This is a genomic window from Peribacillus sp. NPDC076916 (assembly GCF_050269675.1).
GTDB lineage: Bacteria > Bacillota > Bacilli > Bacillales > DSM-1321 > Peribacillus > Peribacillus aracenensis.
This window is the reverse complement of sequence record NZ_JBNNIU010000013.1, coordinates 46,293-63,513: the sequence shown is the minus strand read 5'-3', so window position 1 is coordinate 63,513 and position 17,221 is coordinate 46,293. Positions and strand designations below refer to the sequence as shown.

The window sequence follows — 17,221 nt, the reverse complement described above, 5'->3', positions numbered from 1 at the left end:
AGCAAGTCAAATGCCTTTTTCTTTAGCTACTTTATTTTCTTTAATAAAACGTGAAAATAAGCAGGACGAACAGGTGAAACAAAGTCCCGAAGATGTTTTACATGGGATGTTAGAGACCGAAGAACTTAATTCCATTTATCCTTTTGTCTGGAAGGAAAATAAGAATTATATCGAAAGTGGTGGCAACTTTATTAAGGTGCTGGCGGTCGTTGCTTATCCTAAAGAACAAAAAGGGAACTGGCTATCGGATCTGAAGCGATTAAAAGGAAACATATCCTTTGTCCAGTACCTAGAACCGTCCAATTCAGAAGGCATGATTAGCTATTACAATGACTCTATTAAAAATAAAGATGCGGAACTATTAAAAACAAGAGATCCAGCCACACGCATCAGGTTGCAATCCGAACTGGAAAGCGCAAAATATCAACTAAATCAGGTATTATCAAACCGTTCCACCTTTATGTATCTGTATACATACATCTTCATTCAAGCTGCATCCTTAGAAGAGCTGAAGACCTTAGAAGACAATGTTCAGAGGATTTTAACGAAACTAAGAATGAAAGCTCTAAACCCTCATTACGCAACACCGATGGCATTCTGGTCGGCTCTGCCTTTAGGGGATAACCAATTAAAGGATTATACCTATCAGATGTGCAACAGTGAAGCGGCCTCTTCTTTCTTTCCGTTCGATGATTCAGAGATTTGCTATTTATCCCTGACGGCTCAGGTGGAAGGGATCAATAAGACGACCAATTCGTTGGTTGCCATAGACTATTTGGATACACAGCGTACATTAAATCAAAATATGGTGGTCATTGGGACATCAGGTGTTGGAAAATCTACCTTTATGGTTCAAAAAATCCTTCGCTGCTACGCCATGGGAATCAAGATATATATCATTGATCCAGAAAATGAGTATTCGCATATTGTGAAAATCCTTGGAGGTGAAGTTGTTCATCTCAGTAGTAATAGTTCAACGAAAATCAACCCTTTGGAGATATTCTCCACAGAAATTACGGACACCGAAGATTTTAATGACGATGCGGAATTCATAAGGGACCTTGTTAAACAAAAGGTTCAACGTCTTAAGGCCTTTTTCAAAGTCCTAAAAGCTGACTTATCCCAGGTTGAATCTAGTATTTTAGATAAGACACTGATCAACCTTTACAATCGTTTTTCCATTAATGAAGAGAGCAATTTTACAAGTTTAATGGCAAAGGATTTCCCAATTCTCGAGGACTTTTATGAAGATTTAGGTACATTGAAGACCAATGATTTAGAACGCTATGAAAAAATACAGGATTTTTATTTTATCCTGGAAAGTTATGTTCATGGATCTAACTCGTTATTTAATGGCCATACGAACGTGAATATCAATAACTCTCTATTCTCTTTTAATCTAAAATCACTACAAAATGAAGTGGATGTGCAGGCTGCTTGTTACTTTAATATCTTTGGTTTCCTTTGGGACGAAGTGACGAAAACAAAAGAGGAATTGGTGTACCTATTTATTGATGAATTCCACTTCTTATCAAAGAACCCGGATTCGATGAGATTCTTTTATCAAGCTTATAAACGATTTAGGAAGTATAATGCCGGCGCTATCGCAGGCACGCAACAAATTATCGACGTACTGGATACCGAGGATAACCTAGGGGCAGCTATGATTGAAAATAGTCACACAAAACTATTTTTTGGACTGGACAATAAGGGTGTTGAAGATGTGGTTAAAAAAATCAATCTATCATTCTCTGATGAAGAGATTTCCTTATTACGAGCGAAGCGTCAGGGAGAGGCATTACTTGTTTACGGGTCTCAACGTGCATTTATTCGGGTTGAGCTCACGCAAGAAGAGCTGCGTCTTTGGAATAAAAATCGGTATCTTGAAAAATATGGTTTAGATCCTGATGAAATCCCTGATTATGAAGGAAGGAATGAAATGACTCCCATTGAAAAAGAAGAAGTTCGAAATTTTGTTCTGTAAAGGGGGAGGTAACAGTGAAAATCCAATTATTTGAACTCGGAACGTTATTCATCCTTAAAAATAGGCACTATCGTTTAGAAATTGCGACAACTAAAGTGTTGGCTGAACGGGTAGAGGACCTTACAGAACTTCAGGAAGAACATCCGTATTTCTTTACACTGAAAGATATAAAAAAAGAAAACGATCGCTTGATTCTTGATTATGAAATGGAGGAAGGTTACCAACCTTTACAAATAGCCAAATCATATTCAACCGTATTACGGCTTGCGTTATTAAATCAGTTGCTAGATTTGGATCCTTTACACAATTTTAAGGGGAAAGTGCTGATCCACCCAAGAAACATTTTCTTTAAAGATATGAAAAAACTAAAGTTTCTATACAGAAGCAATCAATGGTTGCCCTTTGAAGGCCATATTGAAAAACTAGAACAATATAAAATTCTAACCCTATCTATGTTTTCCCGTTTCTCCTATGAAAAGTATAAACGGGAAAAAGAAAATCTGCTAAAAAAGGAAAAAGATGAATTTTTCTTCCGGATTGAAAATGCTAGCTCCGTTGAGGATTTGAAAGAGCTGATTGCGAGTAAACTTCAGGAGGAGGAAACGTTGCATTTTTTCGGATTAGAAGCGGAAAAACAAAAAATCAAAAAGCAAAAGAGGTTCCTGACAGGAATTTCTATCGGAATCTCTGCTGCAGTCTTTACTTTGGCTCTTTTTCTTCAACAAATGGCAGTCAAGGAAGCTGAAACGGCTTATGCAACAGAACTTGAAAAAGCTGAACAAAAATCAACATTTTATAAACTATTAAGTGAAGACAAATATGATGATGCCCTTTCCTTGTTGAAGAAAACGGGTGGTACAAAAAAAGAGTTTGGGAATCTTCACTTTGAAAAAGGTGAATATCAAAAGGCAATAGAGGCAGACGATAACTTGATAAAGCCTAGTGTGGAAGCCTTATATAAAGCGGATAAAAAGGAAGAAATACTAGGATTAGAAGCCGAAAGTGACTATCTGGACATCGAAAAGAAAATAGTAAGCTATGATTACAGTGTTTTGTTATCGATGCAGGCTTTTACAAAGGATGAAGACCAACAACTTCGAATCGGACAAGCCTTTGTTGAGCACGGGGATCTAACAGATGCCAACGATCTCAATAAGAGGTTAAAGAACAAAGAATTAACGGTTACGATCAGAAAAAAAGAATTGCAAAACCAAGTGGCTCAATTAGAACAACAAATAAAGCATCTCAAGAAAAAGAAAGACGTGAAATCAAAAGATATTAAGGAACAGCTTGATCCAAAGAATAAGGAGCTCACAACCTATAAAACGGAACTTGATAAACTTGATAAGAAATCGGGTTTTAATTAAGTGTCCGCAACAGTTGCTGTGAAGGGAACCGTTTTTGTCGTCCGGTACTGGAAGGAAATTACGATAGGCGTCGTATTCTCCTTACTATTAATGGCGGGCTTATTACTCGGAACTCAATCTCAAGAGGAGCCAAAGGGATATATTAACTCGCCATTTGGAACGGCTAATGTTCCACCTCATATTGAACAATGGAAGGGCCTGCTTCAAGAATATACGACGAAGTACGGAATACCGGAATACACAGATTTTTTACTGGCCCTCATGTATCAGGAAATAGGAAACTCACAAACCTTGGATATTATGCAAAGTTCTGAATCTGTCGGGTTACCGCCAAACGCCATTCAAAACCCGGTGATGTCCGTGAATTTAGGGGTTCAACATTTTAAATCGGTGTTAGAGGATGGACAAAAAAACGGGGTGGATTTTCCAGCTATTGTTCAGTCATACAATTTCGGTTCTGGTTACCTGAGCTTTATTTCTGCAAACGGAAAAAAACACTCCATTGAATTAGCCCAACAATTCTCATCGGCCCAAACTGAAAAACAAGGATGGAGTTGTTCGGATTGGCGGGCACCTTACTGCTATGGAGACTATACGTATGTGGAGAAAGTGATGGGAAATCTAATGCCGACGGGAGTTGCTGTCGGTGGTGAAGATGTTTCCCCATTGGGGGAACAAGCATTTAATGCGATTATCACAGAAGCGAATAAATATGTAGGCTGGCCATATGTATGGGGAGGTTCAGATCCCCATAGAGGATTTGATTGTTCGGGATTTACACAATGGCTATTTGCTAAAGTGGGGATAAAGCTACCACGAACTGCTCAAGAACAATATGATGCGTCGTCGAAAATCCCGCCATCTGAAGCAAGACCAGGTGATTTTATCTATTTTACTGGAACTTATGAGACCAACAAATATATCACACATATCGGGATTTACATAGGAGATGGCAAAATGTTTGATTCTAACGGTTCGGGCATTGGAGTCCATGACATACATTCGTCTTACTGGAAATCTCATTTAGCTGGTTTTGGTAGAGTGTCCCATTAGGAGGAAAACACCATGAATAAATTTTTCGCTATGTTGTTAGGACTATCCATCCTAGCGAACATGATTTTAGGATTTATGTATGTTGGTCAAAAGACCATGATGACTCAAGCAGAAGATCAAAATATCGAAACAAAAAAACAGATGGTTCAGTTGAAAAGTAAAGTGAATGCAAAAGACAAGGAACTGAATACCTTTCAACGGAATGCAGCCTATTATGAAATTGAACATAGTGAAGAGGTTAAAAGCTTTGTAGACGACACGTTTAGAGGACTATTTAATTACGATAACAAAAATTATGCTTCACGTTTTGATCAGGTCAAAGATCGGTTAGCGGAGTCCGTTATTTCAAAATTGAAAGCTTCAGGAGAAATGGGAAGTATGGAAATTGAATTCAAAAATGAAGTGGAGTCTTTACATGTTTATCTAAGTGCTGTTGAAAAAGACCAAGCAAAAGCGCTTGTAAAGATGGAAACACAATACTCGGTGGGTGGCAGTGAATTCCCAAGGAAAAATCAACTGTATGAGGTCACGATCGCTTTGGATGGAGAGAAAAGGCTCGTTGATAAATTAGAGTTAATGGGGTCCTTCGAACCTTTTGAAGAGAACTGAGTGCATCGAATGCTTTGTCGGATTTGCAGAGATTGAAAGTAATCAAAAAGGAGTGGATCCTTTTGAAAGTGATGGGAATACGCCTGTTGTTAATGGCCTTTTTATTAGCCATATTTGAACTGATTGTCATCAACATAGCTGGGATTCTTCCGTTTCTTGCGGCACATCAAGCCAACATATCCGGTGCCCCGTTAATGGCCTTTGTCATGGAAAACCTCATGAACCCTATTGGAACATCCACCAGCATGATTGAAAAGAAGAATCCACTTTTCTTCATGGGTAGTGCAGCTGTCATCGTATTAGCCGTCTTTATGGTCTTTTTTACGAAGGGCGACAAGGGTAAATATGAATTGGCCGATAAATACGGTGTTCATGGTTCAAGTAGATTTGCTCAAAAGCACGAAATATTTACGCATGGTGAGACGGTTGAGGTTCCAGCCAAACAGCTTATGCAGGATCTTGATGCAAGTATGCTAGATTCGAAAGGGGAGAAATGACGTGGCTTCCGATTATATGAAAAATAATGGGATCATAGCAGGCGTTTTAAACCATTCAGTGATTGTGCAGCCAACGGATTCAAACCTTCCAAACCGAAACCACTTTGTAGTCGGGGGCCCTGGTTCATCCAAAACTCAAGGGTATGTTGTGCCCAATGTGTTACATGAAAAAGAATGTTCCTTAGTGGTAACGGATCCCAAAGGCGAGGTCTATGAACTAACTTCCGAAGTCAAACGTAGACAAGGCTATGAAGTCCATGTGGTGAATTTTTCAGAAATGGGATACTCAGATCGATATAACCCCTTCGATTACGTTAGAGAGGAAATACAGGCTTCCACGGTAGCGAATGCCATTATAGCTTCAAAAAATGATCCGAAACGAAAAGATTTTTGGTACAATGCCCAATTTAGTTTGTTAAAAGCACTTATCTTATACGCCGTTCATGAATTACCACCCGAACAACGTAACATGATGGGATTGTTAGATTTCTTACAGGAATTTGACCCAGAAGAAAGTAAAGACGGAGCAAGTGAGCTAGATGGACAGTTTTTAAGAATGGAAAAAACACATCCAGCTAGAAGGGCTTATGAGTTGGGATTTAAAAAATCCCAAGAAAAAACGCGAGCGAATATTATTATTTCCTTACTTACGACGATAGGTGACTTTACTTCAAGTTCGGTCTCTCGATTTACAAGCTTTTCCGACTTCTTTTTAGGCGATGTGGGAAAAAGGAAAATGGCCTTATATGTGATTATTCCCGTTATGGATTCTACATGGGAAGGGTTAATTAATTTATTTTTTAACCAAATGTTTCAGGAGTTATACAAAGTAGGAGCTCAACACAGAGCAAAGCTGCCTCAACCAGTGATTTTTATTTTGGATGAATTTCCAAACTTAGGAAAGTTCCCCGACTATGAAAAATTCTTGGCAACCTGCCGGGGCTACGGCATTGGCGTACTTACCATCGTTCAAAGCATCACTCAATTGCAAGAGAAGTATGGCCGGGAACAAGCAGAATCCATTTTAGGGAACTGTGGAACAAAAATCTGTTTAGGGAATGTCAATGAAACGACCGCTAAATACTTTTCAGGGTTAATGGGAAAAACCACCGCAAAAATGGAAACTGGTTCAATTTCAAAATCAAAAGGACAATCATCCAGTTCGTCTTCTTCCTCAAGCTTTTCTTATTCAGCACGCAACTTGATGAATGTTGATGAAATTTTAACGATGCATAAAGATGACGCTATCGTAATCATCACTGGAAAACACCCAATAAGGGTTAAAAAAGCCTACCAATATATCCTGTTTCCAAATGTAACGAGCTCATTACGTGTAAGCCAATTACATTATCAGAATAAACCATCACAAGAGGTGTTGGATTGGCTTGAAAGGAAAAGAGAGGCATATAACGAGTATGTTAAATCAACGGAACGGCAAGAAACAGTAGAAAAAGCGGACGTTGAAATGTATGAGAAACAGGTCGAAAATGCTGAAAAAGAGGCTGAAAGACAAGAGAAACTGGCCATGAGCTTCTTTTCTCAAATGAATGCTACTTCTAGTGCCAATCCATCAAAAAAAGGGGGATCTTAATTTGAAAAAAGTACCTTTGTTTATACCATCATTCATTTTACTTCTATTACTGGCTGCTTGTAATGGAGGCGGTGAAAGCTTTGATCCACGGGTTGAGCAAGAAAAGGCGACATCAGTGATAAACAGTGTGTTAACTTCATTTGAGGATCAAGAGAAGGTGGCTGAAGCAAAAACAAGTGATGAAGCAAATGTAAACGCTTGGAAGAAGTTAAAAGAAAAAAATATGGCTGCTCTCTCAGAAGATTTAGAAGTAGAGGATCAAAAGAGGTTACTTTATCTTTTGACGCTTAATAAGGCTGAAGATCTTAGTAATGGAGAAACAAAATCTAATATTTTATTTACGCATAATACAGAAATTAAAGATGTTTCACTTGACCAAGAAAAGAAGATATTTACTTTTGATATAGAGCGCAGTGGATTTGATCACAAATTGATTACCTTAGATAAACAGGAAGACGTTTGGAAAATCGTAACCGTTCAGGATTCTGAATAAGAGGTGAATCAATTTGTTTGATTTTAAGGAAAAGATTGTAGAAGCCATTCAGGGGATGCTAGAGGATTTTATTGAATGGGCTCTGTTAATGTGTAATGATCTTTTACTGAAGCAAAATGCTGAAGTAGAGTTCCTTTCATCCGTCAATAATCTATTGCTTGCCCTGACCTCAACGATAGCTGTAACGATCATTTTATATAAGATTATAGAGGTTATGTCAAGAAATGCGGCAGGAGATGCCGTTGCGTACGGACCTGTGATTGTAAATACGTTAAAAAGCGCCCTACTGATTCCAGCGATGCCTTTCATTCAGAAGATCTTATTAGAAGAAGTTGCTTATAATATGGGGAACTGGATGATTGGGGAAGGAAGTAGGGTTAGTAAGGAAAAAATAGCAGCTATGTTAGAACCCAGAAACTTTGAAACACTTCATTTCCAAGGGGCTGCTCTTCTTATATTGTTAGCTGTCTTTGCCTTAGCGTTCATTGCATTCTTATTTTCAGTAGCGATATTTCACGCGGACGTGATGTTTTTATATTTATTAAGCCCTTTGGCATGTGTGTCGGTTATTGCCGATGATAATGAATACTTAGGGGTTTGGTGGCGTGAATTACTAAGTCTGATCGTCACGATCCTTTCCAAAATCTTTTTATTCGTTATGGCTTTAAGTATATTAATCAATGAAAATCTTACATTTCTTAATTTTCTATTACTCATGGGATGCTGCATTCTTTTGATTAAGAGCCCATCCGTTCTTAGAAACATGTGGTATTCATCTGGTTCGGGCAGAGGCATGATGGGGGCAATGGGTGGGACAACCAAATTAGCAGCTAGAAGATTTTTATTAAAACGATAGAAAAAGGCGACTTAATTGTCGTTTTTATTTTGCCCTCAGAATAAAGGTGTTGAATTACATACTCTCTTATTCAACGGGCATCGTTCTTATTCTGAAATACATAAGTAATTTGAACAAAAAAACTACTCGGTATGAGCGTTTAAAGGAACCATCATCATAGATTCCAGGAGAAAAATTTATATTGTTGCTCTAGTGAGGTTTGTTTATAAAGTATTTTAGAAATTACCTCGATAGAATATATATTTAAATCTAAAATGCAAGTATACAAGGTGATTCAAAACAAATGTTTCAAAGTGATTTGTTATGATTCGAATTGTATACAGGATGAGTTGAAGGAAGTATGGTGATGAATACAGAATAAGTCAATAAGATGATTTAGGAGGGAATTGCATGACATACTTGGAACAATTTGCACGTAATCGGAGAAGAAGAGAAAAGACCGAGGTATTAACCGCACGCATTCCAGAAAGTTTGTACGGTGATTTCAAAGGTTACTGTGAAGAACTGAATTTATCTATCAGTGAAGCGGTTTGTCTGCTGGTAGAACGTGAAATGGCAGGGAATGAAAGGGTATCTGGAGAGCTAGCAATCACGGACGAATACAAAATGAATGATGATGTAGTCAATGTGAATACAGAGGTAGTCAAAAAGGTTGTAAAAAGAAATCAATCAAATACAAATAGATTCGTCACGACACAATGGCAAGTAGACGCACAACTTCCATGTCCATATTGTGGTCAGTGGCTGGCAGCGACGAACTTCTCCAGACATGCCAAGCGACACTTAACAACCACACAGGATATTTTCACGAATGAGAAATTTAGAGAGAAAATCAAAGAAATGATCCAGGTGAAAAAAGCTGAAAGTGAATCTAAATGAAGATATAATTTTGGATTAACAATAGTATATAAGGATGAAGGGAGTTTATTCCTAGAATGAGCAATCAAATAATTAATACACATTTTCAATAAGTTAAACGCAAAGGCTGGTGAAAGAAATTATAGAGTAACTCAAAGACGATGTTCTAATGATTGACACAATGGGTCTGTACGGATGTTCAATCTGGACACGTATTACTGTGTTACTCCAGCTATCAAAGGGAGGAATCCACTGGGAAAATATCGACCCTGGGCGCACCCTGATCCTTCCTCATATCATTGAGATCATTAAAACTTACTAAACATTGTAAATCCACATTTACTTATGCTACCCGAATTATGTTTTTACTTTTTAAAAAATCTTTCAATCTACACTATTTTTTTGGATGGTCTTATTAGGAGGTGATTTATGGTGAAGAAAAATGTTCCCTTTACGATAAATTACCGTTAGATTTATTAGCTGGGTTTTATTTTGAAATAAATAAGAACATTGAAAAGGGAATTTTGTCTGATGCCATGTATCATGAAATTAGATTAATGGAACAATCAGCATTAAGAAGGGGGATCTCACTCGAATACATACATGATAAGGGTCCCCGTATAATTGAAGCTTAGAAACTACTAAGAAGAACAACCAAGCAACACTAAATCGTAGAGTAAGAATTCTAAAAATGTTTTCTAGTAATCCTTGGTAATGTAAGCGCTTTCTGTTATAATAAAAATGGGTTGGATGGCATGTGTGGCTGTCATAGTATCTGGCGTAGGCGGGGCCGATACCGGAAGAGGGCTTAGAGAAAATATCCTTTTTTAATTGAATAAAATCATACATAAACAATAAACATGAAAGACGATAAACCACTTGGATCCCAAGAGGTTTATTTTAGTGTAAAGAAAGGCAGATAATAACGCAAAATGCCCCTATACAAACTTTTTAGCTGGTACAAGGGCATTGGTAATAGTTGCGTTTTATTGATTAACCTTAGGTTATAACTACTATGCCACTGGATTGTATTTTTTATTCACAATTATTTTTAATTTGTTATAAATCATAAGAATACCCCTGCAATCAACCTTGGGAAATAGGCGAGGAACAAAGGCCTTTCATTGTTTGTGTCTACTGAATTTGCAATAAGTAAGTATCTAACCATTATTTTTTACTTTTTTCTTTAAGTAGCAAGTGAATTCGTGCTAAGTTGTATCGTAAAAACATTAGGCAAAGTCTAGTGTTTTAATGGGTCCATGAATTCTTTACAGGTGGGCTGATATGGGACCATTCCCTAATGCTCCCTTCGGTCCGCTTACCATGGACAATCGCCAATTGTAGCAACTCTCCTTTTTACAAGGAGTATGCCTGTATTTATAAAAGAAAAAACACCGATCCAATTATACGGACGGTGTTAAAAATAACTCTTATTCCACAAACGCTCCCGTTAGTGGAATAAAAGCACAAAAGGAGGTGACCAAAGGACATCCTCCTTCCAATTATAACGGAATCTCAAATTGTCCCTTTCGCTTCTGCTTCAAACTAGCGATAAAGGAACGCATCAGCTTCATGGAAAACTGAAAGATCGGGCTTTGAATAAAGGTATATGCAAACGTCATAATAAACACTGGACCTCCAAGGATGAACCCGATAATTAAGATGAGGCTCTCGACAACAATTCTTGCCCAACTGACCGATAACCCGGTTTTTTCCGAAACGGAAAGCATGAAACCATCCCTAGGACCAGCCCCGATTCCCGCAGCCACATAGATTCCTCCGCCAATTCCGGTTATGATGATACCCATCAACAAGATGAGTATATTCAACCACCAATACTCCGTTTCATGAGGAAGAATGTTGAGGTGCAAAAAGAAATCCATGATCGGGCCGATTGACAAGGCATTTAGAAAGGTACCAATATTAATATACTTCCTATCCACGACAAAGGCGATCAACACAAGTACTAAACCACACATGACACTCCACGTCCCAATTGTGAACCCGAACCGTTCGAACAGGGCGACGTTTAAAACCTCCCATGGATGCAGCCCCAAGGATTGAACATTCACCGCAATCGCATTCCCTAATCCAAAGAAAGTTAATCCAAGAAAAAAAATAAAATACCGTAATAGCCGCAATTCCATCTCTTCACCTCTACATCTTATATATATCTACTTTAATGGAAGAAACTCGTCAAAAAAAGTAATCCTTTACTCATCAGGAGCAAAGGATTTTCAACTATCGGGAGAACACTTTACTAGTTTCACCAACTTTATAGATTTATATACATCTATTTTGTGAGAGAAATTAAGAAGTGAAAAAAGCATGTATACTTTTACAAATAGGGATATGATCGTAACTAGACCTGTTTAAAAACTTTCCTTCTTCAAGCTATTAAGAAATTTTCATCACAGACGAATCAAATGATTGTTTCTTTGTGAAAAAACTTACTATAAACATAACAACAATATTGGCAGCTAGTGCTATTATTCCAATATTTAAATCTTGAATCATAACTGGAAGTGAAGGAAATAATATTGCCATTGTTGTTTTAGTAAATGTTACGTAAATAACGATCGCTACACCTATAAACATTCCAAAGCCAGAACCATATTTTGTAATCGGATTGTTCTTACTTAAGCTTAAATACAATGAAGGAGCCATTTGAGTAATTAAACTGAATGAAGTCAAATATAAAGTAGCCAACGTATTACTTTCACTCATTGAGAAAAATGCACAAACTAATGATAACAAAACGACAAAACCTTTTGCATAGACAGCTTTATTTTTATCAGAAATATTAGGCTTTAGCGGTTCTATCACGTTGGTCGTAATCATTGTTGCCGCTGACATTAACATCATCGATCCTGGAACTAGCGTTGCTAACAATCCTGTTGCACCTATAATACCGACAAACCATGGATCAAAAGTTTTCATTGAAAGTTCTAACATGGCAAAGTCTCCATTTTTTAAATCAGGAAGCTCAACAATTGCTGTATATCCAACAAAGTAAACAAATAACACCATAATAGCGTATATCGGAAGCAATACTGCATTTAATCGAAAAGCTTTTGCGTTTTTAGAGGCAAATATTGTAGGTGCATTATGAGGCCACATAAAGTACGCAAATGCACTTATTGCAACAGTTGAGACAAACCATGGAACACTTAATCCTTTCTCTGGCAGGTTTAACGCTTGAGGCTTAACTTCACTAACCGCTTGAAATAATCCCCCAAAACTTCCGTGGTAGTGGATTGGTAAATAAATTCCCAAAAATAAGATAACAAAGAATATTAAGAAATCTTTAACTACAGAAGTCCATGCCGATCCATGTATTCCTGAAACCATAACGTAAACTAACAATGCAAACATTCCCACCCATACGGCTACATTCGAAGAGATAGCTCCGTATGATGTTGCTTCGACTAATATTCCCATTGATTTAAAGAGTAACGTGATATACGGGATTAGAGCAACTACACCTACCACCGCAACAAATACTCCAAGTCCTGTACTATTATATTTTTTTGAGAAGAATTGGGATTGAGATACTACGTTATTTTCTTTGGCATATTTCCAAATAGGAGGTAATATCCAATATGACGTTATTGTTCCTAGAGCAGTAAAAGCTAATAAATAAAAAGCTGCTGCACCATTATTAAATGCTAAACCACTCGTTCCTAGCAATGTAAAAACTGAATAGGTTTCGCCGGCTAATAGTAGGAATACAAATATCCCTCCAAAGCCACGACCACCTATGGCCCATTGTTCCATACTCATATCTTTCCCACGTTTGGCTAAAAGTCCCAATGTTATACTAATAATTAAAAATAAGGTGATAATTAACAGCGCTGTATTCATTCTTCCTCATTCTCCTTATTTATAGGATCTAAACGATAAATAACGAACATGATCATTGAACACAGAATCGCCCAAAGTATTATCCAAAACAAGAAAAATGGTATACCTAATACATATGGTTCAACTTTATTTACAAAAGCAGCCCCGCCTAAAATTGCTATAAATGGTAATATGGCTAATAAGTAATATACTTTCATATTACATCCCCCTTCAATTATGTTGCTGCTGATCCGGCAATAAATTTACCGTATCCAGGGCTTTTAGTTACATTTTCCCCATCGAAAACTTCTTCTCCACGTACAATTGTAGAAATAACTTTACAATTTAACTCTTGTCCATCAAATGGCGTTAATTTCGAGTAAGATTTAAATGATTGTTGATCAATAACTGTTTTTTGATTTGGGTCAATTACAGTGAAGTCCGCATCATATCCAATACTGATTTGACCTTTTCCAGGTATAGAGAATACTTCTGCTGGATGAGTAGACATTAAATTTGCAAAGTCATTGGGGGATAATTCACCATTTGAAACTGTACTATTAAACATTAACGGTGTCATAATCTCAACACCAGGCAACCCCGACGAAGCAAGGAAAATATTATCGTTTCCTTTAGTTTTTTGTTCTGCACCCCATGGAGCATGATCAGAGGATATTAAATCTATGTTTCCTTCTTTGATATGTTTCCACAAACCTCGAACTTCTTCTTTTTCTCTTAAAGGAGGATTATTTTTAGCAATAGGCCCATATTTATCCAAATCATCCACATCCATTAATAAATATGGATAACATGTTTCACAAGACACTTTTACTCCTTGAGCTTTGAATAGATTAATCATATCTATTGTTCTCGGATGACTAACATGAACAATATGAAGTTTTACATTAGTCCAATACGCAAATTCCAATAACTTCAATACTGCACTTGTTTCCGTAACTGGCGGACGAGTCTCGTTATGTGCTTTGGGGTAAACCTTTCCATCTTTCTGATATTGATCAATCATATCTACGATTATTTCATCGTTTTCCGAATGAAAAGCTGCTCGAAGACCTGTCTCCTCAATTAGTTTCATTGCCCTTAATATTTCAGGATCCGAAATTCTTGGAAAACGATACTCATCAGTTTCAAAGGTAGACATCTTAAATGCAACAGCACCTGCTTCTGCTAAAGGAATAATCTGATCGGTTCCACCCGTTTTTGAAATCGTTCCCCATAAACAAATATCTACAACTGCTTCTTTTTCTAACTGTTCAACTTTCTTTTTGAATTGATCAACATTATTAATTGGATTAGGTAGGTCATACGGCATATCTAAAAATGTTGTAATACCACCTGCTGCTGCTGATGTACTAGTGGTAACAAATCCTTCATCGGGATTACTAAAGCAGTGCACATGTACATCAATCGTTCCTGGAAATACATATGAATCACCAAAGTCCTTAATATTTTCAGAATCTAGATTTCCTGATTCTTCATGAATACTAACTATTTTCCCTTCTGTAATTCCCACTTCACCTTTGATTACTTTATCTTTCAACACAATTTTCCCTTTTATAATGCTATCTACTTTGTTCATAATTAAAAACTCCTTTTATAATTGATTCTCTATTTTTTCAACTGCTTTTTTCATTGCACTTACAATTTCATTCTTCTCTTTTTTCTCCATTCTTTCCTTTGGGCCTGCAATACTTAAAGAAGCAACTGGTTTATTATCACTGTCAAATATCGGCATGCCATAAGATATAACTCCCTCGTCAATTTCACTATCTGAAAATGAATAACCCTTCTGACGGATGTTCTCTAAATGATTTAACATTTCGTCCAAATCTAGAATAGTTTTTTTAGTATGTTTTTTTACAATTCCTCTTTTGAAAATATCCTCAACAATCTGATCACCCATATATGCCAATAGAGCTTTAGAGGAAGCACCACCGTAAATAGGAACAATATTTCCTTGTTCAGAAGAGACTTTTATTGGATGCCCTGATGGAACGGCTGCTAAACAAACAGCTTGTAAATTCGAATGTACTAATAAAATGGATGTTTCTCCTGTGGACCTTGTCAATTCCCTCATTGCTTCTTGTGATATTACAGGTAGATCAATATCCATTTTCACAATTTTAGCTAACTTTAAGAAAACATATCCCAAACTATACAATCCCGGAGAATGTTCAATAATATACCCTTTTTCTTTTAGAATCCTCATATGTCTATATACTGAACTTTGCGGTTGTTGTAATTTAGCCGCTAGTTCAGGAACAGAAAGTGTTCTTGTTTCAAAATCAAACTGTTCCAAAATTTCTAAAGTTTTTTCTGCACTCACTATAATCCCTCCTTTCACAAAATAATGAGACAATTTTAATGAATCATTATCAATATTAGATAATGCGTTATCTAATATTGATAAATATATATTATCTAAACGGATCTTGCAAGCGCTTTATTAATTTCATTTCATAACAAAAGTGAACTTGTAGTGTACATATTGAATCTTCTTTTTCACTCACTACCGGTACAATTAGGGAAATCCATAATGAACCAAATGAATTTGGTGATAATTTGATAAATTCTATTAACAACGATAAGAATACATCTCCCCAACGAAATTGGTAGGTCAGGAGTAGATGATAAGTTGATTTTGATGTTTTAAATACAGACTAGAGTGACCTTGTGAATCACACTAATTCGTGGAATTTCATTTGTGTTTTATCCTTCGGCTTTTCATTGGTTATCTGTTAGGTGACTTGGATAATGTATAGGAGTACTTCAAAAATGATTGTTTTAAGCTCTGATTTTAATATGCTAACCAATAAATTACCTTGTTTTTTTGGAAACTCTCTGAACAAAAAATCCAATATTTCCGTACTTTTATTACAACCATAAGGTAATCGTTAATATTCAGCAGTCCAATAAGAATGTGATAGAAATGGGGAATGATGAATGTGAATACAACGAAAGCAAAAGAAATCTGCGCCCAATTGATTAAAAACTATAATGATATTTATCTAGATCGGTCAGGGGTTAGTGGAAAACGCTTAAAGCAATTCGGATTCCATTTTATCAGAAATTGGTTGTACCGAATCCGGGGGTTCTAACCGTATCGGTTTTTCAAAAGAAGAGAAACAAGCAAAACTAATTGTGATGAAATGGATGGCGGAAGCGGGGATGGAGATAAAGGAGGATGGGGCCGGTAACGTGTTTGGAAGATTCGAAGGCAGAGATAAAAATCTCCCTATTCTTTTATCATAATTGCATATAGGCCTTACCCAATGGAGGGCATTTTGACGGTACGTTGGGTGTATTGGCTGCGATTGAAGTGGTTGAAGCGCGGAAAGAAACAAGTTATCTACCGGAACGTTCCTAACGAGGTGGTTATTTTCACTGACGTAGAAGGAGCGAGATTTAAACGGTTTTACCGGAAGGCGTGCAATGGTAGGAATCGTGAGAAACAAAAGGCGTTAACTGATTATAAAGGTAGCAGTTTTGAGCAAGTACTTAGCCAGGTCAGCCTTTCCTATGAACAATTTGCTTCTGCTAGACGAGAGTTAGGGGAGGTGGAGGCGTTTAATGAAATTCATATTGAACAGGGATTTCAACTTGAAAGTTGCGGTATACCTGTTGGCATTGTTAATGGCATTGCTGGTCCAAGCTGGCTGGAAATCACCTATCTGGGAACCGCTAGACATGCAGTAAGCACTCTGATGTATCATAGAAAAGATGCTCTTGCAGCATTAGGAGAACTTGTTTACGCCATTCAATCTCTTCCAGGGCTGGTGAGTTAAACTGCTGTCGCCATCGTTGTATCGTATTAGTAATAAATACGGCAATAAGCATCTCCAAAAAACACAGGCTAGAATTGAAGTGCAACGAAATCATCAGAAACGAACCCTTGCCAGTTAGTGAAAAATTGATGCTGAAATTAAAGAAATCTGTCCAGGCCAAACAGCATTAAACCTATTCTTTTGCCAAGCGGTGCGGGTCACGACTCCATGATTCTTGGGCGTTTTATTCCGACTTTTCGCGATAGATGTGTCGTTTTTTGAACTGCC

The 17,221-nt window shown here is 37.1% G+C and carries 15 protein-coding genes; 10 read left to right on the top strand and 5 right to left on the bottom strand.

Going from position 1 to position 17,221, the window contains the following annotated elements:
* The first annotated feature begins 10 nt into the window (after window positions 1-10).
* The 9 genes from ACQKFG_RS23845 to ACQKFG_RS23805 all read left to right on the top strand — a co-directional run bounded on the left by ACQKFG_RS23845 (window position 11) and on the right by ACQKFG_RS23805 (window position 9,329).
* Window positions 11-1,984, top strand: a complete 1,974-nt coding sequence (locus tag ACQKFG_RS23845; protein ID WP_427563459.1) for a VirB4 family type IV secretion system protein — start codon at window positions 11-13, stop codon at window positions 1,982-1,984.
* A 14-nt stretch (window positions 1,985-1,998) separates the two neighbouring features.
* Window positions 1,999-3,351 carry a type VII secretion protein EssB/YukC gene (locus ACQKFG_RS23840; protein ID WP_427563457.1) on the top strand — a complete coding sequence of 451 codons (1,353 nt, stop codon included), beginning with the start codon at window positions 1,999-2,001 and terminating at the stop codon, window positions 3,349-3,351.
* Window positions 3,352-4,404: a lysozyme family protein gene (locus ACQKFG_RS23835; RefSeq protein WP_427563455.1), complete on the top strand. Its 1,053-nt coding sequence runs from the start codon at window positions 3,352-3,354 to the stop codon at window positions 4,402-4,404.
* A gap of 12 nt (window positions 4,405-4,416) precedes the next feature.
* The gene (locus ACQKFG_RS23830) at window positions 4,417-5,013 is read left to right on the top strand and encodes a hypothetical protein (RefSeq protein WP_427563453.1); all 597 of its coding nucleotides are present in this window, start codon (window positions 4,417-4,419) and stop codon (window positions 5,011-5,013) included.
* Window positions 5,014-5,075: 62 nt separating this feature from the next.
* Window positions 5,076-5,510 carry a hypothetical protein gene (locus ACQKFG_RS23825; RefSeq protein WP_427563451.1) on the top strand — a complete coding sequence of 145 codons (435 nt, stop codon included), beginning with the start codon at window positions 5,076-5,078 and terminating at the stop codon, window positions 5,508-5,510.
* 1 nt (window position 5,511) lies between these two features.
* The gene (locus ACQKFG_RS23820) at window positions 5,512-7,101 is read left to right on the top strand and encodes a VirD4-like conjugal transfer protein, CD1115 family (RefSeq protein WP_427563449.1); all 1,590 of its coding nucleotides are present in this window, start codon (window positions 5,512-5,514) and stop codon (window positions 7,099-7,101) included.
* Window position 7,102: 1 nt separating this feature from the next.
* Window positions 7,103-7,594: a hypothetical protein gene (locus tag ACQKFG_RS23815; RefSeq protein WP_427563447.1), complete on the top strand. Its 492-nt coding sequence runs from the start codon at window positions 7,103-7,105 to the stop codon at window positions 7,592-7,594.
* A 13-nt stretch (window positions 7,595-7,607) separates the two neighbouring features.
* On the top strand, window positions 7,608-8,450 hold the full coding sequence (locus ACQKFG_RS23810; protein ID WP_427563445.1) for a conjugal transfer protein TrbL family protein: 843 nt from the start codon (window positions 7,608-7,610) through the stop codon (window positions 8,448-8,450).
* Window positions 8,451-8,840: 390 nt separating this feature from the next.
* Complete coding sequence (locus ACQKFG_RS23805; RefSeq protein WP_427563443.1) at window positions 8,841-9,329, top strand: hypothetical protein; 489 nt, start codon at window positions 8,841-8,843, stop codon at window positions 9,327-9,329.
* Between the two features lie 1,481 nt (window positions 9,330-10,810).
* On the opposite strand, the gene ACQKFG_RS23800 is transcribed toward ACQKFG_RS23805, so the two are convergent.
* The 5 genes from ACQKFG_RS23800 to ACQKFG_RS23780 form a co-directional block, all read right to left on the bottom strand.
* Window positions 10,811-11,455, bottom strand: a complete 645-nt coding sequence (locus ACQKFG_RS23800) for a YczE/YyaS/YitT family protein (RefSeq protein ID WP_427563441.1) — start codon at window positions 11,453-11,455, stop codon at window positions 10,811-10,813.
* A 250-nt stretch (window positions 11,456-11,705) separates the two neighbouring features.
* Entirely contained in the window at window positions 11,706-13,172 is a 1,467-nt protein-coding gene (locus ACQKFG_RS23795) for a sodium:solute symporter family protein (RefSeq protein WP_427563439.1), read from the bottom strand.
* A complete protein-coding gene (locus tag ACQKFG_RS23790) occupies window positions 13,169-13,369 on the bottom strand; it encodes a DUF3311 domain-containing protein (RefSeq protein ID WP_427563437.1) in 201 nt (66 codons plus the stop codon). Before ACQKFG_RS23790 ends, ACQKFG_RS23795 begins: the two co-directional genes overlap by 4 nt.
* Before the next feature lie 17 nt (window positions 13,370-13,386).
* Entirely contained in the window at window positions 13,387-14,748 is a 1,362-nt protein-coding gene (locus tag ACQKFG_RS23785; RefSeq protein ID WP_427563435.1) for a dihydroorotase, read from the bottom strand.
* 15 nt (window positions 14,749-14,763) lie between these two features.
* Window positions 14,764-15,495 (bottom strand): IclR family transcriptional regulator, encoded by a 732-nt coding sequence (locus ACQKFG_RS23780; protein ID WP_427563433.1) that lies wholly within the window; start codon window positions 15,493-15,495, stop codon window positions 14,764-14,766.
* Between the two features lie 958 nt (window positions 15,496-16,453).
* On the opposite strand from ACQKFG_RS23780, the gene ACQKFG_RS23775 reads away from it, so the two are divergent.
* A complete protein-coding gene (locus tag ACQKFG_RS23775; protein WP_427563431.1) occupies window positions 16,454-16,954 on the top strand; it encodes a hypothetical protein in 501 nt (166 codons plus the stop codon).
* Window positions 16,955-17,221 lie beyond the last annotated feature (267 nt).